This window comes from Streptococcus sp. Marseille-Q6488, from assembly GCF_946902925.1.
Taxonomy (GTDB): Bacteria; Bacillota; Bacilli; order Lactobacillales; family Streptococcaceae; genus Streptococcus.
Genome location: NZ_CAMPPZ010000005.1, coordinates 63,692 through 84,778 on the forward strand (window position 1 = coordinate 63,692; position 21,087 = coordinate 84,778).

The 21,087-nt window shown below is 40.2% G+C and carries 26 protein-coding genes; 23 read left to right on the forward strand and 3 right to left on the reverse strand.

All coding sequences use genetic code 11. From position 1 onward, the window contains the following. The first annotated feature begins 176 nt into the window (after window positions 1–176). The 13 genes from OVN23_RS01905 (at window position 177) to dnaJ (ending at window position 12,013) form a co-directional block, all read left to right on the forward strand. Window positions 177–1,373 carry a phosphoglycerate kinase gene (locus tag OVN23_RS01905; RefSeq protein WP_173253094.1) on the forward strand — a complete coding sequence of 399 codons (1,197 nt, stop codon included), beginning with the start codon at window positions 177–179 and terminating at the stop codon, window positions 1,371–1,373. 131 nt (window positions 1,374–1,504) lie between these two features. Further along, the gene (locus OVN23_RS01910) at window positions 1,505–1,666 is read left to right on the forward strand and encodes a hypothetical protein (RefSeq protein WP_173229513.1); all 162 of its coding nucleotides are present in this window, start codon (window positions 1,505–1,507) and stop codon (window positions 1,664–1,666) included. Window positions 1,667–1,801: 135 nt separating this feature from the next. Next, complete coding sequence (locus tag OVN23_RS01915) at window positions 1,802–2,329, forward strand: FUSC family protein (protein WP_000119914.1); 528 nt, start codon at window positions 1,802–1,804, stop codon at window positions 2,327–2,329. 76 nt (window positions 2,330–2,405) lie between these two features. After that, on the forward strand, window positions 2,406–2,762 hold the full coding sequence (gene glnR / locus OVN23_RS01920) for a transcriptional repressor GlnR (protein WP_000659547.1): 357 nt from the start codon (window positions 2,406–2,408) through the stop codon (window positions 2,760–2,762). A 36-nt stretch (window positions 2,763–2,798) separates the two neighbouring features. Next, complete coding sequence (gene glnA / locus OVN23_RS01925; RefSeq protein WP_173253095.1) at window positions 2,799–4,145, forward strand: type I glutamate--ammonia ligase; 1,347 nt, start codon at window positions 2,799–2,801, stop codon at window positions 4,143–4,145. 120 nt (window positions 4,146–4,265) lie between these two features. Next, window positions 4,266–4,586: a PadR family transcriptional regulator gene (locus OVN23_RS01930; RefSeq protein ID WP_173253096.1), complete on the forward strand. Its 321-nt coding sequence runs from the start codon at window positions 4,266–4,268 to the stop codon at window positions 4,584–4,586. Further along, window positions 4,586–5,161 carry a DUF2812 domain-containing protein gene (locus tag OVN23_RS10300; protein ID WP_173219846.1) on the forward strand — a complete coding sequence of 192 codons (576 nt, stop codon included), beginning with the start codon at window positions 4,586–4,588 and terminating at the stop codon, window positions 5,159–5,161. Before OVN23_RS01930 ends, OVN23_RS10300 begins: the two co-directional genes overlap by 1 nt. A 34-nt stretch (window positions 5,162–5,195) precedes the next feature. After that, window positions 5,196–5,699 (forward strand): DUF2812 domain-containing protein, encoded by a 504-nt coding sequence (locus tag OVN23_RS01940; RefSeq protein WP_112444458.1) that lies wholly within the window; start codon window positions 5,196–5,198, stop codon window positions 5,697–5,699. 160 nt (window positions 5,700–5,859) lie between these two features. After that, window positions 5,860–6,894 (forward strand): heat-inducible transcriptional repressor HrcA, encoded by a 1,035-nt coding sequence (hrcA, locus tag OVN23_RS01945; RefSeq protein WP_173219761.1) that lies wholly within the window; start codon window positions 5,860–5,862, stop codon window positions 6,892–6,894. A 26-nt stretch (window positions 6,895–6,920) separates the two neighbouring features. Continuing rightward, on the forward strand, window positions 6,921–7,445 hold the full coding sequence (gene grpE / locus OVN23_RS01950; protein ID WP_000046038.1) for a nucleotide exchange factor GrpE: 525 nt from the start codon (window positions 6,921–6,923) through the stop codon (window positions 7,443–7,445). Between the two features lie 484 nt (window positions 7,446–7,929). Then, window positions 7,930–9,753, forward strand: a complete 1,824-nt coding sequence (gene dnaK, locus OVN23_RS01955) for a molecular chaperone DnaK (RefSeq protein ID WP_000034661.1) — start codon at window positions 7,930–7,932, stop codon at window positions 9,751–9,753. Between the two features lie 215 nt (window positions 9,754–9,968). Continuing rightward, on the forward strand, window positions 9,969–10,601 hold the full coding sequence (locus tag OVN23_RS01960; protein WP_267240301.1) for a DJ-1/PfpI family protein: 633 nt from the start codon (window positions 9,969–9,971) through the stop codon (window positions 10,599–10,601). Between the two features lie 272 nt (window positions 10,602–10,873). Next, window positions 10,874–12,013 (forward strand): molecular chaperone DnaJ, encoded by a 1,140-nt coding sequence (dnaJ, locus tag OVN23_RS01965; RefSeq protein ID WP_267240302.1) that lies wholly within the window; start codon window positions 10,874–10,876, stop codon window positions 12,011–12,013. 289 nt (window positions 12,014–12,302) lie between these two features. Here dnaJ and OVN23_RS01970 read toward each other — a convergent pair whose 3' ends face one another. Together OVN23_RS01970 and OVN23_RS01975 are read right to left on the reverse strand one after the other, a co-directional pair. Further along, a complete protein-coding gene (locus OVN23_RS01970) occupies window positions 12,303–12,590 on the reverse strand; it encodes a hypothetical protein (RefSeq protein WP_267240303.1) in 288 nt (95 codons plus the stop codon). Between the two features lie 9 nt (window positions 12,591–12,599). Continuing rightward, window positions 12,600–13,010, reverse strand: coding sequence for an HIT family protein (locus OVN23_RS01975; protein WP_261140710.1), 411 nt, complete (start codon window positions 13,008–13,010; stop codon window positions 12,600–12,602). A 67-nt stretch (window positions 13,011–13,077) separates the two neighbouring features. Between OVN23_RS01975 and OVN23_RS01980 the strand changes: the two genes are divergently transcribed. Both OVN23_RS01980 and OVN23_RS01985 read left to right on the forward strand, forming a co-directional pair. Further along, on the forward strand, window positions 13,078–13,809 hold the full coding sequence (locus tag OVN23_RS01980) for an ABC transporter ATP-binding protein (RefSeq protein ID WP_267240304.1): 732 nt from the start codon (window positions 13,078–13,080) through the stop codon (window positions 13,807–13,809). Continuing rightward, complete coding sequence (locus tag OVN23_RS01985; protein WP_267240305.1) at window positions 13,806–14,855, forward strand: ABC transporter permease; 1,050 nt, start codon at window positions 13,806–13,808, stop codon at window positions 14,853–14,855. Before OVN23_RS01980 ends, OVN23_RS01985 begins: the two co-directional genes overlap by 4 nt. Before the next feature lie 59 nt (window positions 14,856–14,914). Here the strand turns inward: OVN23_RS01985 and OVN23_RS01990 are convergent, their stop codons facing one another. After that, window positions 14,915–15,244: a hypothetical protein gene (locus tag OVN23_RS01990; RefSeq protein WP_004261043.1), complete on the reverse strand. Its 330-nt coding sequence runs from the start codon at window positions 15,242–15,244 to the stop codon at window positions 14,915–14,917. Between the two features lie 295 nt (window positions 15,245–15,539). Here OVN23_RS01990 and OVN23_RS01995 point away from each other — a divergent pair, with 295 nt between their 5' ends. The 8 genes from OVN23_RS01995 (at window position 15,540) to OVN23_RS02030 (ending at window position 20,977) form a co-directional block, all read left to right on the forward strand. Further along, on the forward strand, window positions 15,540–16,277 hold the full coding sequence (locus OVN23_RS01995; RefSeq protein ID WP_267240306.1) for a response regulator transcription factor: 738 nt from the start codon (window positions 15,540–15,542) through the stop codon (window positions 16,275–16,277). 13 nt (window positions 16,278–16,290) lie between these two features. Continuing rightward, window positions 16,291–17,640, forward strand: coding sequence for a GHKL domain-containing protein (locus OVN23_RS02000; protein ID WP_267240307.1), 1,350 nt, complete (start codon window positions 16,291–16,293; stop codon window positions 17,638–17,640). A 68-nt stretch (window positions 17,641–17,708) separates the two neighbouring features. Next, window positions 17,709–18,065, forward strand: a complete 357-nt coding sequence (locus OVN23_RS02005) for a hypothetical protein (RefSeq protein WP_173277959.1) — start codon at window positions 17,709–17,711, stop codon at window positions 18,063–18,065. 370 nt (window positions 18,066–18,435) lie between these two features. Further along, window positions 18,436–18,840, forward strand: coding sequence for a hypothetical protein (locus tag OVN23_RS02010; protein ID WP_000642960.1), 405 nt, complete (start codon window positions 18,436–18,438; stop codon window positions 18,838–18,840). Between the two features lie 82 nt (window positions 18,841–18,922). Beyond that, window positions 18,923–19,306, forward strand: coding sequence for an immunity protein (locus OVN23_RS02015; protein ID WP_267240308.1), 384 nt, complete (start codon window positions 18,923–18,925; stop codon window positions 19,304–19,306). 51 nt (window positions 19,307–19,357) lie between these two features. Beyond that, window positions 19,358–20,047 carry a CPBP family intramembrane glutamic endopeptidase gene (locus OVN23_RS02020; protein WP_101776849.1) on the forward strand — a complete coding sequence of 230 codons (690 nt, stop codon included), beginning with the start codon at window positions 19,358–19,360 and terminating at the stop codon, window positions 20,045–20,047. Window positions 20,048–20,087: 40 nt separating this feature from the next. Next, window positions 20,088–20,336, forward strand: a complete 249-nt coding sequence (gene blpZ / locus OVN23_RS02025) for an immunity protein BlpZ (protein ID WP_101776850.1) — start codon at window positions 20,088–20,090, stop codon at window positions 20,334–20,336. 29 nt (window positions 20,337–20,365) lie between these two features. Next, window positions 20,366–20,977, forward strand: a complete 612-nt coding sequence (locus tag OVN23_RS02030; protein ID WP_261053441.1) for a CPBP family intramembrane glutamic endopeptidase — start codon at window positions 20,366–20,368, stop codon at window positions 20,975–20,977. Window positions 20,978–21,087 lie beyond the last annotated feature (110 nt).

Here is a 21,087-nt window from a genome sequence, read left to right on the forward strand (position 1 = left end):
ATCTAACAAGTGTTAAGCTAAGATTTTAGAAAGAAAATTCGTTAGAAAAAGCAAAAATAATATACTCTAGCATGCCACAAAGATTAAATATCGAAAAATCTTGTGAAATCTTTCCTTATATTTCCAAAGTGTGATATAATAGTTTCGAATAAAATAAATAAAGGGGTTTTTGTAACATGGCAAAACTTACTGTTAAAGACGTTGACTTGAAAGGTAAAAAAGTCCTCGTTCGTGTTGACTTCAACGTACCATTGAAAGATGGCGTAATCACTAACGACAACCGTATCACAGCAGCTCTTCCAACTATTAAGTACATCATCAAACAAGGTGGACGTGCAATTCTTTTCTCTCACCTTGGACGTGTGAAAGAAGAAGCTGATAAAGCTGGTAAATCACTTGCTCCTGTAGCTGCTGACTTGGCTGCTAAATTGGGTCAAGATGTTGTTTTCCCAGGTGTCACTCGTGGTGCTGAATTGGAAGCAGCAATCAACGCTCTTGAAGATGGACAAGTTCTCTTGGTTGAAAACACTCGTTACGAAGATGTTGACGGCAAAAAAGAATCTAAAAACGATCCTGAACTTGGTAAATACTGGGCATCACTTGGAGATGGTATCTTCGTAAACGATGCATTCGGTACAGCTCACCGTGCACACGCATCTAACGTTGGTATCTCAGCAAATGTTGAAAAAGCAGTTGCTGGTTTCCTTCTTGAAAACGAAATTGCCTACATCCAAGAAGCAGTTGAAACTCCAGAACGTCCATTCGTAGCTATCCTTGGTGGTTCAAAAGTTTCAGACAAGATCGGTGTTATCGAAAACTTGCTTGAAAAAGCTGATAAAGTCCTTATCGGTGGTGGTATGACTTACACATTCTACAAAGCACAAGGTATCGAAATCGGTAACTCACTTGTAGAAGAAGACAAATTGGATGTTGCGAAAGCTCTTCTTGAAAAAGCAAACGGAAAATTGATCTTACCAGTTGACTCTAAAGAAGCTAACGCATTTGCTGGTTACACTGAAGTGCGTGACACTGAAGGTGAAGCAGTTTCTGAAGGCTTCCTTGGTCTTGACATCGGTCCAAAATCTATCGCTAAATTTGACGAAGCTTTGACTGGTGCCAAAACAGTTGTATGGAACGGACCTATGGGTGTATTTGAAAACCCAGACTTCCAAGCTGGTACAATCGGTGTGATGGACGCTATCGTGAAACAACCAGGCGTTAAATCAATCATCGGTGGTGGTGATTCAGCTGCCGCAGCAATCAACCTTGGACGTGCAGACAAGTTCTCATGGATCTCTACTGGTGGTGGAGCATCAATGGAACTTCTTGAAGGTAAAGTATTGCCAGGTTTGGCTGCACTTACAGAAAAATAATTTCAGCCCGTTAGTCTCTACAAAATCCTGATTTTGTAGAAAAAGGAAGAAAACTGAAACGTTAACAAAAAGGTGGCTATGTCACCTTTTTGTGTTAGTGTAGGTATTTGTGACGCGGTGGTGGGGCATCAATGGAGCTTCTTGAAGGTAATACTCTTCGAAAATCTCTTCAAACCACGTCAACGTCGCCTTGCCGTACTCAAGTACAGCCTGCGGCTAGTTTCCTAGTTTGTTCTTTGATTTTCATTGAGTATAAAGTTCTTCCAGGACTTGCAGCCTTGACAGAAAAATAAGATTAACTAAATGAATCAAAGAAGAGAGGGATGAAAGTTCCTCTTTTCTTTTGCTCAAAATAAAAACGCTTCCTCTCAACTATTCCTCATAAAATCACCCAAATTATGATAAAATGGAAATAGAAAGTTGAGATTATGAGTTATTTTAAAAAATATAAATTCGATAAATCCCAGTTTAAACTTGGTATGCGAACTTTTAAAACAGGTATTGCTGTTTTCCTAGTTCTCTTGATTTTTGGCTTTTTTGGCTGGAAAGGTCTTCAAATTGGTGCTTTGACAGCTGTTTTTAGCCTGAGGGAGAGTTTTGATAAGAGTGTTCATTTTGGGACTTCGCGTATTCTAGGAAATAGTATTGGTGGCCTCTATGCCTTGGTTTTCTTCCTAATAAATAGTTTTTTCCACGAAGCCTTTTGGGTGACCTTGGTAGTTGTTCCAATCTGCACCATGTTAACCATTATGACAAATGTAGCCATGAATAACAAAGCAGGTGTTATTGGCGGTGTAGCAGCCATGTTAATCATTACCCTATCAATTCCGAGTGGAGAAACAATTTTGTACGTATTTGCGCGTGTATCGGAAACTTTTATGGGAGTTTTTGTCGCAATTCTCGTAAATTACGATATCGACCGCATTCGACTCTTTTTAGAGAAGAAAGAAAAATAATGTTACATTTTATAACATTATCAATTGACGTTTGTCTTTTTTTAGACTATAATAGACAGAAAGAAGGAAATTGTAAATGAAGGAAAAAGAATTTCGCCGAAATATGGCTGTTTTTCCTATCGGCAGTGTTATGAAGTTGACCGATCTATCGGCGCGCCAGATTCGTTATTATGAAGATCAAGAGTTGATTAAGCCTGATCGAAACGAAGGGAACCGTCGCATGTATTCCTTGAATGACATGGATCGTCTGCTTGAAATCAAAGATTATATCTCTGAAGGTTATAATATCGCTGCCATTAAGAAAAAATATGCTGAACGTGAAGCGAAATCCAAGAAAGCGGTTAGTCAGACTGAGGTGCGCCGTGCACTTCACAATGAACTCCTCCAACAGGGTCGCTTTGCTTCAGTACAGTCACCTTTTGGTCGCGGTTAGGCAACCGCAAGTAGTCATACATTAAGGAGAAAACTCATGCCAATCACAGCTGCAGATATTCGTCGTGAAGTCAAGGAAAAAAATGTTACCTTTATCCGTCTCATGTTCTCAGATATTTTGGGAACCATGAAAAACGTCGAAATTCCTGCTACAGATGAACAGTTAGATAAAGTCTTGTCAAACAAGGCTATGTTTGATGGATCTTCTATCGAAGGTTTTGTACGTATCAATGAGTCGGATATGTACTTGTACCCAGACTTGGATACATGGACAGTCTTCCCCTGGGGAGATGAAAATGGAAGTGTTGCAGGTTTGATCTGTGATGTCTATACAACAGAAGGTGAACCATTTGCAGGAGACCCTCGTGGCAATTTGAAGCGTGCTCTTCGTCACATGGAGGAAGTAGGATTCAAGTCCTTCAACCTTGGTCCAGAGCCAGAATTCTTCCTATTTAAGTTGGATGAAAATGGAGACCCAACACTTGAAGTGAATGACAAGGGTGGCTACTTTGATTTGGCGCCTACTGACCTTGCGGACAATACACGTCGTGAGATTGTCAATGTCTTGACCAAAATGGGATTTGAAGTAGAAGCAAGTCACCATGAGGTTGCGGTTGGACAGCATGAGATTGATTTCAAGTACGATGAAGTTCTCCGTGCTTGTGATAAGATTCAAATCTTTAAACTTGTTGTTAAAACCATTGCTCGCAAACATGGTCTTTATGCAACCTTTATGGCCAAACCAAAATTTGGTATTGCTGGATCAGGTATGCACTGTAATATGTCCTTGTTTGATACAGAAGGAAACAATGCCTTCTTTGATCCAAATGATCCAAAAGGAATGCAGTTGTCAGAAACAGCCTACCATTTCCTTGGCGGTTTGATCAAACATGCCTACAACTATACTGCCATCATGAACCCAACGGTTAACTCATACAAACGTTTGGTTCCGGGTTATGAAGCGCCTGTTTACATTGCTTGGGCTGGTCGTAACCGTTCGCCACTTGTGCGCGTGCCTGCTTCACGTGGTATGGGAACTCGTCTTGAGTTGCGTTCAGTGGATCCGATGGCAAACCCATACATCGCTATGGCGGTTCTTTTGGAAGTTGGTTTGCATGGTATTGAAAATAAAATCGAAGCGCCAGCTCCTATCGAAGAAAATATCTACATCATGACAGCAGAAGAGCGTAAGGAAGCTGGTATTACAGACCTTCCATCAACTCTTCACAACGCTTTGAAAGCTCTGACTGAAGATGAAGTTGTCAGAGCAGCTCTGGGAGAACATATCTATACTAGTTTCCTTGAAGCCAAGCGAATCGAATGGGCAAGTTATGCAACCTTCGTTTCACAATGGGAAATTGATAATTATTTAGACCTTTACTAATACTAATATAGAAGAAAGATTGCCTGAGGGCGGTCTTTTTTTCTTGTATTTTATATCGAGGTGTGATATATTTTATATAACGAAGTGCGATATATCGAATTTAATAGGAGGTGAATGCAAATGGAATTAACGGATAAGATTCGTCGAGTTTATCTTCCGATGACGGAAACGGGTTTTTATATCTTGTTCTGTCTGCAAAAGGAAGGTCATGGTTATAGTATTACGCAAAAGGTCAAGGAGATGACAGATTCTCAAGTTTCGATTAGTCCTGGGACTATGTATGGAACCTTGTCAAAAATGGAAAAGGATGGTTTGATTTCCTTTGTCCGCGAAGAGGAAAAGCGTAAAATCTATCAGATTACAGACTTGGGACGCAAAGTCTTAGAGATTGAATTGAAACGTATTGAACGACTCTACAGAAATAGTCGGGAGGAAAGATGATGGAAAAGAAAGTTGTTTATCGAATTTTTACAATTGCGGATTATGAGAGGGAGGCTTTATATCTTAGAAAAATGCATGCTAAGGGCTGGAAACTTAGAAAAGTAAGTTATTCTATCTTATTGTTTGCAGTTAAGTATACCTTTGAAAAATGTCAGCCTGAGCAAGTATCTTATCAGTTGGACTTTTATCCCATGAAAAAATCAGATAGAGCCTCCTATTTACAATTATTTAAAGACTGTGGCTGGGAGCATATTACAGACTTTAATGGGTTTTCCTACTTTAGAAAGCTTCATTCTGAAATTGAATCGAATGCAGAATTTGAAATCTATAATGACGCTGCTGGGAAGTTAGCTATGGTCAAACGGATTTTAACGAGGCGGATGCTTCCTATTTTGCTTCTCTTTTTAGCTCTACTACCGGTTTTCTCAAAGTTTGTCAGTGGAGGTAGTTCTTTCAGTTGGGTAGTGTTTTTGATTTTCATAATAGATTGGGTTTTATTGATAGTTTTTGCGATTCAGATTTCTTATATTTTTTGGAGCTTGTTTCAAAAATGGAAAGAATTATCTGACAAATAAAACCATGTATGTTTTCTGATTTGGAGGTAAGGTAATGAATAGCAAAGTACAATTTCGGTTTTTCACCATTGTTGATTTGGACAAGGAAGAAGAATATTTACATGAGATGCATTTGAAAGGTTGGAGGTATAGAACGAGTCGTTTTGGTTTGTTCTATTTTGACCAATGTCAACCAGACGATGTCATCTACTGTATCTATGATTCTAGATTTCTTAAAAAATATAAGCATGAACTGCAAGATTTTAGAAATAGCGGTTGGGAATTGATAGAAGCAGGTTCTTGTTCGGTTCTTCGTAAATCATCTTTTGATTTACTTCCGGAGGATATGAGCAAGGGTCTTAGATGGGAAGTTATGCGATCTAGACTTCGTTCCTGTACAGCTACTTTCTTAGGCGGTCTTGTTGTTTGTATGAGTTTGTTTCGAGAAGAACTGTCGCAACCTTTCTCTGTCATTTTTGTTCTATATGCCTTTATGATTTCTTATCTAATCTATGGTTATTTCAGACTAAAAAGGAAATATCAAGTAGATGGAAGGTGAGTTTCTCGGTCTTCAGACCGATTTTTAGCACTCTTGGCAAAAGAGTGCTAATTTTTTGAGTTTTTATCTTGACATTCTCTTTTAAGGGTGTATAATAGAATCATGAGTTAGCACTTGAGTATGTTGAGTGCTAATCGATCAGACAGAGAGGAGTGATGAGGTGGTTACAGAGCGTCAGCAGGATATTTTAAATCTGATTATTGACATCTTTACCAAAACGCACGAACCTGTCGGATCCAAAGCCTTGCAAGAGTCTATTAACTCTAGCAGTGCAACCATTCGTAATGACATGGCGGCTTTAGAAAAGCAAGGTTTGCTTGAGAAGGCTCATACTTCAAGCGGTCGCATGCCAAGTGTTGCTGGTTTTCAGTACTATGTGAAACACTCACTGGATTTTGACCGACTGGCTGAAAATGAGGTTTACGAGATTGTCAAAGCCTTTGATCAGGAATTCTTCAAATTGGAGGATATTCTGCAAGAGGCTGCTAATCTACTGACAGACTTGAGTGGCTGTACGGTAGTAGCACTGGATGTTGAGCCCAGCAAGCAACGGTTGACAGCCTTTGATATCGTTGTTTTGGGGCAACATACAGCCTTGGCAGTATTCACCCTAGACGAGTCGCGAACGGTTACCAGTCAGTTTCTGATTCCAAGGAACTTTTTGCAGGAGGACTTGCTGAAGCTGAAGAGCATCATTCAGGAACGTTTCCTCGGCCACACCGTTTTAGATATTCACTACAAGATTCGGACGGAGATTCCGCAGATTATCCAGCGTTACTTTACAACAACGGACAATGTTATCGATCTCTTTGAACACATTTTTAAGGAAATGTTCAACGAAAACATTGTAGTGGCGGGCAAGGTAAATCTCTTGAATTTTGCTAATCTGGCAGCTTATCAGTTCTTTGATCAACCGCAAAAGGTGGCTCTGGAGATTCGTGAGGGGATGCATGAGGATCAGATGCAAAATGTCCGAGTTGCGGACAGTCAAGAGTCCTGTCTAGCTGACCTAGCGGTGATTAGTAGCAAGTTCCTCATTCCTTATCGCGGAGTTGGAATTCTAGCCATTATCGGTCCGGTTAATCTGGATTACCAACAGCTAATCAACCAAGTCAATGTGGTCAATCGTGTTTTGACCATGAAGTTGACAGATTTTTACCGCTACCTCAGCAGTAATCATTACGAAGTACATTAAGATTGAAATCATTAAAGGAGGCGAAAATGGCCCAAGATATAAAAAATGAAGAAGTAGAAGAAGTTCAAGAAGAGGAAGTTGTGGAAACGGTAGAAGAAACAACTCCTGAGAAGTCTGAATTGGACTTGGCAAATGAACGTGCAGATGAATTTGAAAACAAATACCTTCGCGCTCATGCAGAAATGCAAAACATTCAACGCCGTGCCAATGAAGAGCGTCAAAACTTGCAACGTTATCGTAGCCAGGATTTGGCAAAAGCGATTCTCCCTTCTTTGGACAACCTTGAGCGTGCACTCGCAGTTGAAGGTTTGACAGATGATGTGAAGAAGGGCTTGGAAATGGTGCAAGAAAGTTTGATTCATGCTTTGAAAGAAGAAGGAATCGAAGAAATCGCAGCTGACGGTGAATTTGACCATAACTACCATATGGCCATCCAAACTCTTCCAGCAGACGATGAACACCCAGCAGATACCATCGCCCAAGTCTTCCAAAAAGGCTACAAACTCCATGACCGCATCCTACGCCCAGCCATGGTAGTGGTGTATAACTAAGATACAAAGCCCGTAAAAAGCTCACAGTAAAAATAGGAGATTGACGAAGTGTTCGATGAACACAAGAAAATCTATCTTTTTTACTCAGAGCTTAGGGCGTGTTCGATTAGGCAATTCTGACGGTAGCTGAAGCAACTTGTCAGAAAACGGCAATCGCTATGGCGTTTGCCTAGCCTCCTTACTAACTCGTCGTCGAAATAAAATCGATTTCGACTCCTCGTGTCGCAATTTACATAATAGAAAACTTGTCCGAAACGACACTAAACTATGAAAGAAAGATAAGAGGCAAGCCGGAGGCTTGCAAGGAAGATATTTCCCACCGTGGTGAAAGTTTCAGTAGCAAAAGCTACTGAAACAGGGGATTTTTGAGACAATAGGCTCAAAAATAAGTGATGAAATCCCGAAGGGAGTTGCTCACGTCCCCACCACTTAAGGGAAATATCAAAAAATCAAAATTCGAATTAAAATTTAAGGAGAAAAACACATGTCTAAAATTATCGGTATTGACTTAGGTACAACAAACTCAGCAGTTGCAGTTCTTGAAGGAACTGAAAGCAAAATCATCGCAAACCCAGAAGGAAACCGTACAACTCCATCTGTAGTCTCATTCAAAAACGGCGAAATCATCGTTGGTGACGCTGCGAAACGTCAAGCAGTCACAAACCCAGATACAGTTATCTCTATCAAATCTAAGATGGGAACTTCTGAAAAAGTTTCTGCAAACGGAAAAGAATACACTCCACAAGAAATCTCAGCTATGATTCTTCAATACTTGAAAGGCTACGCTGAAGACTACCTTGGTGAAAAAGTAACGAAAGCAGTTATCACAGTTCCAGCTTACTTCAACGATGCTCAACGTCAAGCAACAAAAGACGCTGGTAAAATCGCTGGTCTTGAAGTAGAACGTATTGTCAACGAACCAACTGCAGCAGCCCTTGCTTACGGTTTGGACAAGACTGATAAAGAAGAAAAAATCTTGGTATTTGACCTTGGTGGTGGTACATTCGACGTCTCTATTCTTGAATTGGGTGACGGTGTCTTCGACGTATTGTCAACTGCAGGGGACAACAAACTTGGTGGTGACGACTTTGACCAAAAAATCATTGACCACTTGGTAGCAGAATTCAAGAAAGAAAACGGTATTGACTTGTCTACTGACAAGATGGCAATGCAACGTTTGAAAGATGCAGCTGAAAAAGCGAAGAAAGACCTTTCTGGTGTAACTTCAACTCAAATCAGCTTGCCATTTATCACTGCAGGTGAGGCTGGACCTCTTCACTTGGAAATGACTTTGACTCGTGCGAAATTTGACGATTTGACTCGTGACCTTGTAGAACGTACAAAAGTTCCAGTTCGTCAAGCCCTTTCAGATGCAGGTTTGAGCTTGTCAGAAATCGACGAAGTTATCCTTGTTGGTGGTTCAACTCGTATCCCTGCCGTTGTTGAAGCTGTTAAGGCTGAAACTGGTAAAGAACCAAACAAATCAGTAAACCCTGATGAAGTAGTTGCTATGGGTGCGGCTATCCAAGGTGGTGTGATTACTGGTGATGTCAAAGACGTTGTCCTTCTTGACGTAACACCATTGTCACTTGGTATCGAAACAATGGGTGGTGTCTTCACAAAACTCATCGACCGTAACACAACAATTCCAACATCTAAATCACAAGTCTTCTCAACTGCAGCAGACAACCAACCAGCCGTTGATATCCACGTTCTTCAAGGTGAACGCCCAATGGCAGCAGATAACAAGACTCTTGGACGCTTCCAATTGACAGATATCCCAGCTGCACCTCGTGGAATTCCTCAAATCGAAGTAACATTTGACATTGACAAGAACGGTATCGTTTCTGTTAAGGCTAAAGACCTTGGAACTCAAAAAGAACAAACAATTGTCATCCAATCAAACTCAGGCTTGACTGACGAAGAAATTGACCGCATGATGAAAGATGCAGAAGCTAATGCTGAAGCAGATAAGAAACGTAAAGAAGAAGTGGACCTTCGTAACGAAGTAGACCAAGCAATCTTCGCAACTGAAAAGACTATCAAGGAAACTGAAGGAAAAGGTTTCGACGCAGAACGTGACGCTGCCCAAGCTGCCCTTGATGACCTTAAGAAAGCTCAAGAAGACAACAACTTGGACGACATGAAAGCAAAACTTGAAGCATTGAACGAAAAAGCTCAAGGACTTGCTGTTAAACTCTACGAACAAGCCGCAGCAGCCCAACAAGCTCAAGCAGGAGCAGAAGGCGCACAAGCAACAGGAAACGCAGGCGATGACGTCGTAGACGGAGAGTTTACGGAAAAATAAGATGCAAATCCCGTTAAAACCTCACAGTGAAAATAGGAAATCTGACGCAGAAACTTTAGTTTCTAGGAAGATTTGTCTTTTTCACCAAGAGGTTAGGGAGTGCTCGATTTAGCATTACTAGTTTGATTTTTAAAACTCGAACGTCGTAATGATAGGAAGAAATCCAGAGGTTGCAACCCAGCCTCTGTTTTTCGATAAGATAGAGGATGTTACGTATGAAAAAAGTACTTTGTGTCATTTATCCTAATTTTTCTCTTTATGAGATAAGCGCTTTAACGAGTACTTTAGCTCTGTCTTTTGATATCATGATTGATTATGTAGCTTCTGAGAATTCGATGGTGGTCTCTGAGGATGGTTTGTCCTGTCAACCGACGAAAACATTGGATCAGATCCGTATAGAAGATTATTCTTGTGTGATTTTGCCAGGAATGGTAAATATAGGTCCTGCTCTACAAGATGAGAGATTGATCTCGTTTTTGAGAAGTCTTAATGAGCAAGATATCCTAATTGCAGCCATTTCTTCAGCGCCCCTTTTATTGGCGAAAGCAGGCTTGTTGAACGACACGAAATTTACAGGTGGAATTTGGCAAAACTTCTTTGACTATTTTGAATTTCTTCCACGTGAGAATTTCCAACCGAAAGTTCTTGTCCAAGATAAACAAATCATTACGGCTATCGGTTTTGCACATCAAGAGTTTGCAAGAAAAGTGATTTTCGGTTTAGGGTTGGCAGAGAATACGGACAACTATTTTAAAGAACAGAACGAGTATGCTGAAGAGGATTTGATATTTACTCTATCAGATGAAGAGTTTGATCAAGTGAAGCAGAGTATAGAAAACTGCCTTTAAAGATTTATATGAAAATTATAGAAAGGAACAAAGGTGTTCAGGGAATTGAACACGGGTTCCCAAATTTCTTACTCAATATAACAGAAAGGAATTGAACCTGACCTAAATCGAGGTTTGATTCAAAATATCAATAGAAAGGAACAAAGGTGTTCAGGGAATTGAACACGGGCTACGGACTGTGCCAAAAAGATAGTTTTTTCTAGGACGCAAGCGTCCGTCGTCAAAACCCCTATTTTGGCTGTGTCCGTTTGACGCCCTTTGTATCTTGAATTATGAACAATACTGAATTTTATGATCGTCTGGGGGTGTCAAAAAACGCTTCGGCAGACGAAATCAAAAAGGCTTATCGTAAGCTTTCCAAAAAATACCACCCAGATATCAACAAGGAGCCTGGTGCTGAGGAAAAGTACAAGGAAGTTCAAGAAGCCTATGAGACTTTGAGTGACGATCAAAAACGTGCAGCCTATGACCAATATGGTGCTGCTGGAGCCAACGGTGGCTTTGGAGGCTTTGGTGGTGGAGCTGGCGGTTTCAATGGGGCAGGAGGCTTCGGTGGTTTTGAAGATATCTTCTCAAGTTTCTTCGGCGGAGGCGGTGCTTCACGCAATCCAAATGCTCCTCGTCAGGGGGATGACCTCCAGTATCGTGTGAATTTGACTTTTGAAGAAGCTATTTTTGGAGCTGAAAAAGAGGTTAAGTACAATCGTGAAGCAAGCTGTAGTACATGTAATGGCTCAGGTGCTAAGCCAGGAACAAGTCCAGTCACTTGTGGACGCTGTCATGGTGCTGGTGTCATTAACGTCGATACACAGACTCCGCTTGGTATGATGCGTCGCCAAGTAACCTGTGATGTCTGTCATGGTCGCGGAAAAGAAATCAAAGATCCATGTATAACCTGTCATGGAACAGGGCATGAAAAACAAGCGCATAGCGTACATGTGAAAATTCCTGCTGGTGTGGAAACAGGTCAACAAATTCGCCTAGCAGGTCAAGGTGAAGCAGGATTTAACGGTGGACCTTATGGGGACTTGTATGTAGTGGTTTCTGTGGAAGCCAGCGATAAATTTGAACGTGAAGGAACCACTATCTTCTATAATCTGAACCTTAACTTTGTCCAAGCAGCTCTTGGTGATACAGTTGATATTCCAACTGTTCACGGTGATGTTGAATTGGTTATCCCAGAGGGAACTCAGACTGGTAAGAAATTCCGCTTACGTGGCAAGGGAGCTCCAAGCCTTCGTGGTGGTGCAGTTGGTGACCAATACGTTACCGTTAATGTCGTGACTCCGACAGGCTTGAACGACCGTCAAAAAGCAGCCTTGAAAGAATTTGCAGCTGCTGGTGACTTGAAAGTCAATCCAAAGAAAAAGGGCTTCTTTGATCATATAAAAGATGCCTTTGAAGGAGAATAAAGCAAAAAGAGCCGAGTGGCTCTTTTTTGTTTATAGATTTTTTAAAACTTTCCTTAAGTAATGACGGACGGTAGCGACCTTCTTCGAAGTTCCATACCTAAACTTTGAGCCTAGGTATCAAAGTTTCCGAACACCTGAAACCAAGTTGTTTCAGGTGTTTTCATTACGGCGGAAAGCCTGGGAAAGTATTCGATTTAGTTGTGAAATGGTAAATGAGTTGCCTAAATTATGATGTATAGTTGATGGGATATAACTTGTTTACGTTTTAAAAAAGAGCCGAGTGGCTCTTTTACTTATCTTCAGTTTCCTGTGTTTCTTTGATAACAGCTAGTCTAGTCTGGATATCCTTTTCCAAGACTTTAAATTTGTAAGTCAGGTCTTCTTGGTATTCTTTGATGAGTTCTTTTTGCTGGTCGATGATTTGCAGGCTGTTTTGGATAATATCCATATCATCTTTGATGGCTTGAACGCGGTCAGTGGTATTTAAGACTTCACCTGTGATGATTTGGCGATTTTTTGTGACCAGATAACTTCCGGCTGCAGCTCCTGCAAATAGCAGTAGGTTGGATAATTTCATGGCAACTCCTTAGGCGTTTTTGATAGTTTCAGCTACTTGAGCAAGTTTGTCAAAGTCTGGTTCGTGGGCGATAAAATCAATCTTGAGGTCATCGTCAGCGCTGTAGCGAGGCACGAGGTGCACATGGGTATGGAAGACGGTTTGCCCTGCGATTTCTTCACAGTTGGCAATGATATTCATACCAGTGGCCTTAGTGGCTTTCATGACTTTTTGAGCTACTTTTGGTACTTGGGCAAAGAGTTGGCTGGCGCTAGTAGCATCCATTTCCAAAAGATTGCGATAGTGTTCTTTTGGTACGACCAAGGTGTGTCCAGGTGTCACTTGAGAGATATCAAGAAAGGCAAGAACCTGCTCGTCTTCGTATACTTTTGAAGCAGGAATTTCCCCTGCGATGATTTTACAAAAAATGCAATCTGACATAAAATCTACCTCTACTGTATTGAATTTTGATATAATATAGCTACATTATATCAGATTTGGAGAAAATATGTTAGAAATTAAAAACCTGACAGGTGGCTATGTTCATGTCCCTGTCTTGAAAGATGTGTCCTTTGCAGTTGAAAGTGGGCAGTTGGTCGGTTTGATTGGTCTCAATGGTGCTGGAAAATCGACGACCATCAATGAAATTATCGGCCTGTTGACACCTTATAGCGGATCTATCAATATCAACGGTTTGACTTTGCAAAAAGATGCGACTAACTATCGCAAGCAGATTGGCTATATCCCAGAAACGCCTAGTCTGTATGAGGAATTGACTCTTAGAGAGCATATCGAAACAGTGGCTATGGCCTATGGTATTGAGCAAAAAGTTGCTTTTGATAGAGTAGAACCTTTGTTGAAAATGTTCCGTCTGGATCAAAAATTAGACTGGTTTCCAGTGCATTTCTCCAAAGGGATGAAGCAGAAGGTCATGATTATCTGTGCTTTTGTGGTGGATCCGAGTCTCTTCATCGTGGATGAGCCTTTCCTTGGTCTTGATCCGCTAGCTATTGCAGACTTGATTCAGCTTTTGGAAGTGGAAAAGCAAAAGGGTAAGTCTATTCTCATGAGTACCCACGTGCTGGATTCGGCTGAGAAGATGTGTGATGCTTTTGTCATTCTTCACAAAGGAGAAGTGCGTGCTAAGGGAAATCTCCTGCAACTGCGCGAAGCCTTTGACATGCCTGAGGCTAGTTTGAATGATATTTACTTGGCTCTGACCAAAGAGGAGGAGCTATGAAAGACTTGTTTTTAAAGAGAAAGCAGGCTTTTCGTAAGGAGTGTCTTGGTTATTTGCGCTATGTTCTCAATGACCACTTTGTCTTGTTCCTGCTTGTCTTGCTGGGTTTTTTAGCCTACCAGTACAGTCAACTCTTACAACATTTTCCTGAAAATCATTGGGCCATCCTTTTATTTGTGGGAATTACGTCTGTTTTACTTTTGCTTTGGGGTGGAATTGCTACCTATATGGAGGCTCCAGACAAGCTCTTTCTCTTGGTCGGAGAAGAGGAAATCAAGCTCCATCTCAAGCGTCAAACTGGCATTTCCCTAGTCTTTTGGCTCTTTGTCCAGACCCTTTTCTTGCTGTTATTTGCGCCCTTATTTTTAGCCATGGGCTATGGCTTGCCTGTTTTTCTGGTCTATGTGCTTTTATTGGGAGTAGGAAAATATTTCCTCTTTAGTCAAAAGGCCAGCAATTTTTTCACTGAAACTGGACTGGACTGGGACTATGTTATTTCTCAAGAAAGCAAGCGCAAACAAGTCTTGCTTCGTTTCTTTGCCCTCTTTACGCAGGTCAAGGGAATTTCAAACAGCGTCAAGCGTCGTGCCTATCTGGACTTTATCCTAAAGGCTGTTCAGAAGGTGCCTGGAAAGATTTGGCAAAATCTCTATCTGCGTTCTTATTTGCGAAATGGAGACCTCTTTGCGCTCAGTCTCCGTCTGCTCCTACTTTCCATACTGGCACAGGTCTTTATCGAGCAAGCTTGGATTGCGACAGCAGTGGTGGTTCTCTTTAACTACCTCTTGCTCTTCCAGTTGCTGGCCCTCTATCATGCCTTTGACTACCAGTATTTGACCCAACTCTTTCCACTGGACAAGGGGCAAAAGGAAAAAGGCTTGCAGGCAGTGGTCAGAGGATTGACCAGTTTGGTCTTAGTAGTGGAATTAGTTGTTGGGTTGATTACCTTCCAAGAAAAACTAGCCCTTCTAGCCTTACTGGGAGCTGGTTTGGTTTTACTAGTCTTGTACTTACCTTATCAAGTAAAACGTCAGATGCAGGATTAATCTTGCCTATATGACACTAAAAAAGAAGTTGAGTTCAGTTTGTCTCAACTTCTTTTTTTCTACAAGATAATGGTTGGTCCGTAGAGACTCAACTTGGTCTTGACTTGGTCAAAGTGGAAGCGGTCATAGGCCCTCCAAGCGGCGCGAGTAGGAGCATCTGGATCAAGAGCGCTGAGTCCCATGAGAAGACTGGAAGTCTGGTAAAATTTTTCCAGTTCAATCAAGACTCGATTATCCACTGTTTCAGCCTTGGCTAGAAAGCCAAGAATAGAGTTTAATTGCTCCTGAAAGCGGACGTCGTCAGCGGTTGCCTGTTTGCATGCTTGGTAGGCTTTGTTTAAGTCAGTAATCAAAGTCTGAGCTCTTTTGATAGGGTCTGTATCTGTCATGAGAATTCCTCCTTTAATCTTGGTGCCAGTCTTGATTCTAGCAACTGTGTTTTGATACTGTCAGTCTATCACTTTTATCTCCTTTTTCACCATAAAATCTTTAATTGCTCTTGAAATTTCCTGAATGGTACTGTTAAGATTTTATGATAAAATAGTTGTAAGATTATCATGCTTATTTGAGGAACAAGCTACCCTTCAGGAGCGTTGAAGGCCTGTTTAGGATTTGGTGGGCTTGTATCATAGTATTTTTGCTATTCTCTTTTTAGAAAGAAATTGAAATATGGAGAGTAAGAAGATGAGAATATTTGTTTTAGAAGATGATTTTTCCCAACAGACTAGAATTGAAACGACGATTGAGAAACTCTTAAAGGAAAATCATATCACTCCCAGCTCTTTTGCGGTCTTTGGTAAGCCAGAGCAACTGCTGGCAGAGGTGCATGAGAAGGGAGCCCATCAGCTATTCTTTTTGGATATTGAGATTCGAAATGAGGAGATGAAGGGGCTGGAAGTGGCTAGAAAGATTCGGGATCGAGACCCCTATGCCCTGATTGTCTTTGTGACGACTCACTCGGAGTTTATGCCCCTGTCCTTTCGCTACCAAGTGTCTGCTCTGGACTATATTGATAAGGCCCTTTCGGCAGAGGAGTTTGAATCTCGGATCGAGACAGCTCTCCTCTATGCCAATAGTCAAGACAGTAAAAGTCTGGCGGAAGATTGCTTTTACTTTAAATCAAAATTTGCCCAATTCCAGTACCCTTTTAAAGAGGTTTACTATCTCGAAACGTCGCCCAGAGCCCATCGTGTTATTCTCTATACCAAGACGGATAGGCTGGAATTTACAGCGAGTTTAGAGGAGGTTTTCAAGCAGGAGCCTCGTCTCTTGCAGTGCCATCGCTCTTTTCTCATCAATCCAGCCAATGTGGTTCGTTTGGATAAGAAAGAAAAACTCCTTTTCTTTCCCAATGGTGGAAGCTGTCTAATCGCGCGTTATAAGGTCAGGGAAGTATCTGAAGCTATCAATAACTTGCATTGAGCTAGGAGAGTTTATGAATATTGCTTGGATATTATTGTATACGCTTATTACTAATGGGCTAAAAATTGTTATTTTCTTTAAGGTAGATGGAATTGGTCTCAATTTTGAGAGAATTTTTAAGGCCTTTCTTTTTAAGCTACTTTTGGCAGTTGTTTTTGTAATGATTAGCTATATAGTAGGAAATGATTATCTATCTTATTTTATGGAACCCTTGTACGGTATAGGTTTGTCTTTCTTACTGTTAAGAGGGCTTCCTAAAAAACTCCTCTTCTTTTATGGTCTCTTTCCAATGATATTGGTGAATCTCTTTTATAGAGGGGTCTCCTATTTTGTGCTTCCATTTTGGGGACAAGAAATTGTAGATAAAGGTAGCAATCCTATCTTTTTATTGATGACGATATTCGTTTGCTTCATAGTTTTAGTCTTTTTGAAATGGTTGGACTATGATTTCACTAACTTGAGAAAGGAGATTCTCGATAAAGGTTTTCAAAAGTCCCTGACCACGATTAACTGGATAATGGGGGCTTACTATCTAGTGATGCAAAGTCTGTCTTTCTTTGAATATGAACAAGGTATTCAATCAACGACTGTTCGCCATCTGATTCTAGTGTTTTACTTGCTCTTTTTTATGGGGATTATCAAGAAACTGGATACCTATTTGAAGGACAAACTTCATGAGAGACTGGACCAAGAGAAGGCCTTGCGCTACAGAGATATGGAACGCTATAGTCGGCATATAGAGGAACTTTACAAGGAAGTCCGGAGTTTTCGCCATGACTACACCAACCTCTTGACCAGTTTACGTCTGGGCATTGAAGAGGAGGATATGGAGCAGATAAAAGAGGTCTACGACTCGGTCTTAAAGGATTCTAGTGAAAAATTGCAGGACAATAAATATGACCTTGGACGATTGGTGAATATTCGTGATAAAGCCCTCAAAAGTCTTCTAGCAGGGAAATTTCTAAAAGCTAGAGATAAGAAGATTGTATTTAATGTCGAAGTTCCTGAGGAGATTCAGGTTGAGGGGATGAGCCTACTTGATTTTCTAACCATTGTGTCTATCCTTTGTGACAACGCTATTGAAGCCAGTGCAGAGGCTAGTCAACCTCATGTTTCAATCGCCTTTTTAAAAAATGGAGCACAGGAGACCTTTATCATTGAAAATTCCATTAAAGAAGAGGGCATAGATATTTCTGAGATTTTCTCCTTTGGAGCCAGTTCTAAAGGGGAGGAGAGAGGAGTTGGTCTCTATACCGTCATGAAGATTGTCGAAAGCCATCCCAATACCAGTCTAAATACCACCTGCCAAAATCAAATCTTTCGTCAGGTTTTAACGATTCACTCGATGTCAGTTGATGATTAGAAGATTTGGGGAAAGAAGTACTGCCCAAAGTCATCAATTAAAATACTATAGTATGCGAGGTATATTAAATGAATAAGAAATCCTATTTTGTCATCTGTTCTACGTTGATTATAGCGTCGAATCTTCTCATGATTTCCGTGGTGAACAAGGGAGAAGAAACAGGGAGCAATCTGTTTGTGATTGCTATAGCCTGTGTTATGTTACCAGTCTTTTTATATGCAGTTGAAAACCAACTGACTTCATTGGTAAGAGTAGAATCAATACTCCTGATTCAGTTGACAGTTATATCCCTACTTCGTCTTATCAACAGAATAGGGAGTACGCCTGAAATCCTCAACATTATCATTACCCTTATCGCTTTGGCAAGTGGGACAGCTGCTATCCTTGTTGCGATTATGAGAATATATGAGAACATACGGAAGTGAGGGTGAGTAGTTTTCTATTTTGTATTTTCATATTGTCAAGTTCCCCAGGGCAAGTATGTTTTTCATGCTTGCTTTTAAATTTTTTACAATTCAAGATGTTTTGATGACCATTTATGATTTGAGTGATCCAAGGATAAAATGAGTGCTATACTAGCAGTGTAAAGGTTGTAGCTAAACTAAGATAAAGCATACATTTAGGAGGAAATTTTATGAAGAAAAAAATACTGATTATTTTCGTTCTATATCTGATCATGTCTACCCTTCTTTATCCGCTTAGGGAGAGTATTTGGTATCATCTATTTTATACCATAGCCTATATGATTGCGGTTGTGATCTATTTTGCTTTAACTAAAAAGAAAGGAGCAAAGAAATGAAAGCTTTTCTTGCTAAAAAACGGAACATCTTCCTTACGAGATTGTTCCTAGGTCAGTTGCCCTTGCTTGTCTCTACTTATCTATTTCTATCTCGTCAGTTTTTAAATTTTTCATTGGTTTTCCAATTTCTTTTAGTGGTTATTAACTTGGCCTCTATTTTGGTTACTGTTTACCTCACTAGGGAGATGAGGATAAGAGAGTTTGAAGATGATGATTTGGTTAGTCCTAGAACCAATCAACTTATGTATATCGGTTTGACAGGTTTTATGTCTATCATTTGTTTGTATAGAGGTATCACAGCAGGAGAATCTTACCAACAACTAATTGCCTATATTGGCGCTATTCTCTGCTTGCTTATCATGCTTCTACTCATTTGGGGCTTGAAGTATTATAAAAAGTAGCTTTCTATCCTTTTCTGGCTGGATATTTGAGTAGAAGGCTCTATTAAATTGTTAGTGAAATAAATGAATGGAGGTATTTAATATGAAATACAGATTATTTCTTGTTATTTTCTTGAGTAGTATTTTGAATATTCTTTTAGGGACATTTTTACAAATCTCTAATGAATCGATTGGGTGGATTGTTCTCTACAGTGGATTATTTGAAGCAGGCGTTTTCCTTCTTGCTAATAAAGGGTTGACGGTAAAAATCAAGGAAGTAGATATTCGAAATCGCTTTAAATTTATTTTTGGAAAAACCTTATGGTTTCAAATTCTTTTGCTCATCTTTTTGATGGTCAAACTTTATCTTGGTTTGGATGCGAGGTTGATTTTATTCTATGGACATATTTTCATTGTCTTTAATGCCTTAATATATCTATTATCTAGTAGTCAGGTTAGCCTTAAAAAGAACAAACTGTCTTCTTAATCTTGCAGTAGTAGAGCCTGGCAAGGGTAGGTCATAGTAGGGAGGAGTTCTATGAAAAAACACTCTATTCTTTTTAAAACGAGTGCAATTCTTTCTTATTTGTTTCTGTTTTTCGGACTGTCTTGGACGACCCAATTTTGGAGCAATTATTGGGAGTTCTCGTCTTGGGTAGGAAATATTATCTGGATTCGAAACATCATCAGCCTTCTCTTTATCTGCTTGATGATTTGGATTTTGGTTAGGTCGGGCCATGCTTATCTCTTTCGTATCCCTAGAAAAAAGTGGTTGAGCTATTCCGTCCTGACGGTGTTAGCCGCTGTTGTGCTTATCTGTTTTAACTATCTGACAGCTAAACACGTTCAGGGGACGAACGAAGGTTGGAATTTGTTTATTGCCTATAGTGAGACCAATTTTGCGGAGTTTGGTGTTTACCTAACCTTAATCGTACTAGGACCTCTGATGGAAGAATTGGTATGTAGGGGATTGCTTCAACATGCCTTCTTTAAGAATTCGAGATGGGGGCTGGATCTTCTCTTTCCGTCATTCTTATTTGCCTTGCCCCACTTTTCTAGCTTGCCAAGTTTCGCAGATATTCTTGTCTATACGGCAGTGGGCTGTCTATTTGCCTGGCTAACGCGTTATACGAAGAGTATCTATCCTTCTTATTCGATTCATATTGTTAATAATATCATTGCAAACTTACCATTTTTGCTCACTTTTCTACATAGGGTCTTGGGGTAAAAAATAAAAGGCTTGCTTTTCAGCTATAGAGGAGGTTATCATGTATAAACACTTATTTTTCCTAGATTCCAAAACCTTAGACTGGTTGACGCCCTATATTCTAGTCTTGGCTTCTGACACCATTGCCTTTAATGTTTTTGTGCTAACCTTTGTATCTGTTGTGATCTTTTATTTTCTGAATCCCATGCTATCTTTAATGGCTATCTTCTTAGGGGCTGGTTATGTGGTCGGATTTTGGTTACTCAAATGGTTTGTTTTGGAAAGGTTAGAGCTAAAGGATGACGCGTAGGAAGTCTGTTTGGTGAGGAGGATAGCTTTATGGAGTTTTTTGATAAATTTCATGCCTTGTGCTTTGGATTTTTAGTACTACTAATCGTCATTACAGTTCCTTATACGATTAACCATGGGGATTTTTTTCAAAATGAATCTGAATTGATTATTGTAAGTCTTCTAGTAACCTCGCTGAGTGTTGTTTATGCTAGAAAGTTTGAAATGATTTCTTTTGGGATGTTAAGCAAGAAACAACTTTTGCTTTTCACTGCAATCTTTCTTCTAAGTGTGCTTGAGACGCTGGTTTATATTCATTTCTTCGCTATTTCTTCTGGCGCAGGAGTTCAACACTTGGCGGAAGTCAGCAGAGGAATTTCCCTGTCTTTGATTTTGACTACCTCAGTTTTTGGACCAATCCAGGAGGAACTCATTTTCAGAGGACTTCTTCAAGGTGCGGTTTTTGACAATTCTTGGTTAGGTCTTGTGCTAACTTCCTCTCTCTTTTCTTTCATGCATGGACCTTCTAATGTCCCTTCGTTTATTTTTTATCTACTTGGGGGCTTGTTGCTGGGCTTTGCTTATAAAAAGAGCCAAAACTTATGGGTTTCTACTCTAGTCCACATGTTTTACAACAGTTGGCCACTCTTATATTATTTATAAAAATTATGAAAAGGTAAGCAGAAGACGGTGCTTGCCTTTTTCAAGCTATAATGATAGCCCGAGCCAATTGAGATGCTTTTCTTTGAGAATCGGGTGTGGAGCGGTTGACG

Bases quoted from the DNA above. Each gene is read 5' to 3' on its own strand.
- OVN23_RS01905 (WP_173253094.1), top strand. From the start codon at position 177: ATGGCAAAACTTACTGTTAAAGACGTTGACTTGAAAGGTAAAAAAGTC.
- OVN23_RS01910 (WP_173229513.1), top strand. From the start codon at position 1,505: ATGGAGCTTCTTGAAGGTAATACTCTTCGAAAATCTCTTCAAACCACG.
- OVN23_RS01915 (WP_000119914.1), top strand. From the start codon at position 1,802: ATGAGTTATTTTAAAAAATATAAATTCGATAAATCCCAGTTTAAACTT.
- glnR (WP_000659547.1), top strand. From the start codon at position 2,406: ATGAAGGAAAAAGAATTTCGCCGAAATATGGCTGTTTTTCCTATCGGC.
- glnA (WP_173253095.1), top strand. From the start codon at position 2,799: ATGCCAATCACAGCTGCAGATATTCGTCGTGAAGTCAAGGAAAAAAAT.
- OVN23_RS01930 (WP_173253096.1), top strand. From the start codon at position 4,266: ATGGAATTAACGGATAAGATTCGTCGAGTTTATCTTCCGATGACGGAA.
- OVN23_RS10300 (WP_173219846.1), top strand. From the start codon at position 4,586: ATGGAAAAGAAAGTTGTTTATCGAATTTTTACAATTGCGGATTATGAG.
- OVN23_RS01940 (WP_112444458.1), top strand. From the start codon at position 5,196: ATGAATAGCAAAGTACAATTTCGGTTTTTCACCATTGTTGATTTGGAC.
- grpE (WP_000046038.1), top strand. From the start codon at position 6,921: ATGGCCCAAGATATAAAAAATGAAGAAGTAGAAGAAGTTCAAGAAGAG.
- dnaK (WP_000034661.1), top strand. From the start codon at position 7,930: ATGTCTAAAATTATCGGTATTGACTTAGGTACAACAAACTCAGCAGTT.
- OVN23_RS01960 (WP_267240301.1), top strand. From the start codon at position 9,969: ATGAAAAAAGTACTTTGTGTCATTTATCCTAATTTTTCTCTTTATGAG.
- dnaJ (WP_267240302.1), top strand. From the start codon at position 10,874: ATGAACAATACTGAATTTTATGATCGTCTGGGGGTGTCAAAAAACGCT.
- OVN23_RS01970 (WP_267240303.1), bottom strand. From the start codon at position 12,590: ATGAAATTATCCAACCTACTGCTATTTGCAGGAGCTGCAGCCGGAAGT.
- OVN23_RS01975 (WP_261140710.1), bottom strand. From the start codon at position 13,010: ATGTCAGATTGCATTTTTTGTAAAATCATCGCAGGGGAAATTCCTGCT.
- OVN23_RS01980 (WP_267240304.1), top strand. From the start codon at position 13,078: ATGTTAGAAATTAAAAACCTGACAGGTGGCTATGTTCATGTCCCTGTC.
- OVN23_RS01985 (WP_267240305.1), top strand. From the start codon at position 13,806: ATGAAAGACTTGTTTTTAAAGAGAAAGCAGGCTTTTCGTAAGGAGTGT.
- OVN23_RS01990 (WP_004261043.1), bottom strand. From the start codon at position 15,244: ATGACAGATACAGACCCTATCAAAAGAGCTCAGACTTTGATTACTGAC.
- OVN23_RS01995 (WP_267240306.1), top strand. From the start codon at position 15,540: ATGAGAATATTTGTTTTAGAAGATGATTTTTCCCAACAGACTAGAATT.
- OVN23_RS02000 (WP_267240307.1), top strand. From the start codon at position 16,291: ATGAATATTGCTTGGATATTATTGTATACGCTTATTACTAATGGGCTA.
- OVN23_RS02005 (WP_173277959.1), top strand. From the start codon at position 17,709: ATGAATAAGAAATCCTATTTTGTCATCTGTTCTACGTTGATTATAGCG.
- OVN23_RS02010 (WP_000642960.1), top strand. From the start codon at position 18,436: ATGAAAGCTTTTCTTGCTAAAAAACGGAACATCTTCCTTACGAGATTG.
- OVN23_RS02015 (WP_267240308.1), top strand. From the start codon at position 18,923: ATGAAATACAGATTATTTCTTGTTATTTTCTTGAGTAGTATTTTGAAT.
- OVN23_RS02020 (WP_101776849.1), top strand. From the start codon at position 19,358: ATGAAAAAACACTCTATTCTTTTTAAAACGAGTGCAATTCTTTCTTAT.
- blpZ (WP_101776850.1), top strand. From the start codon at position 20,088: ATGTATAAACACTTATTTTTCCTAGATTCCAAAACCTTAGACTGGTTG.
- OVN23_RS02030 (WP_261053441.1), top strand. From the start codon at position 20,366: ATGGAGTTTTTTGATAAATTTCATGCCTTGTGCTTTGGATTTTTAGTA.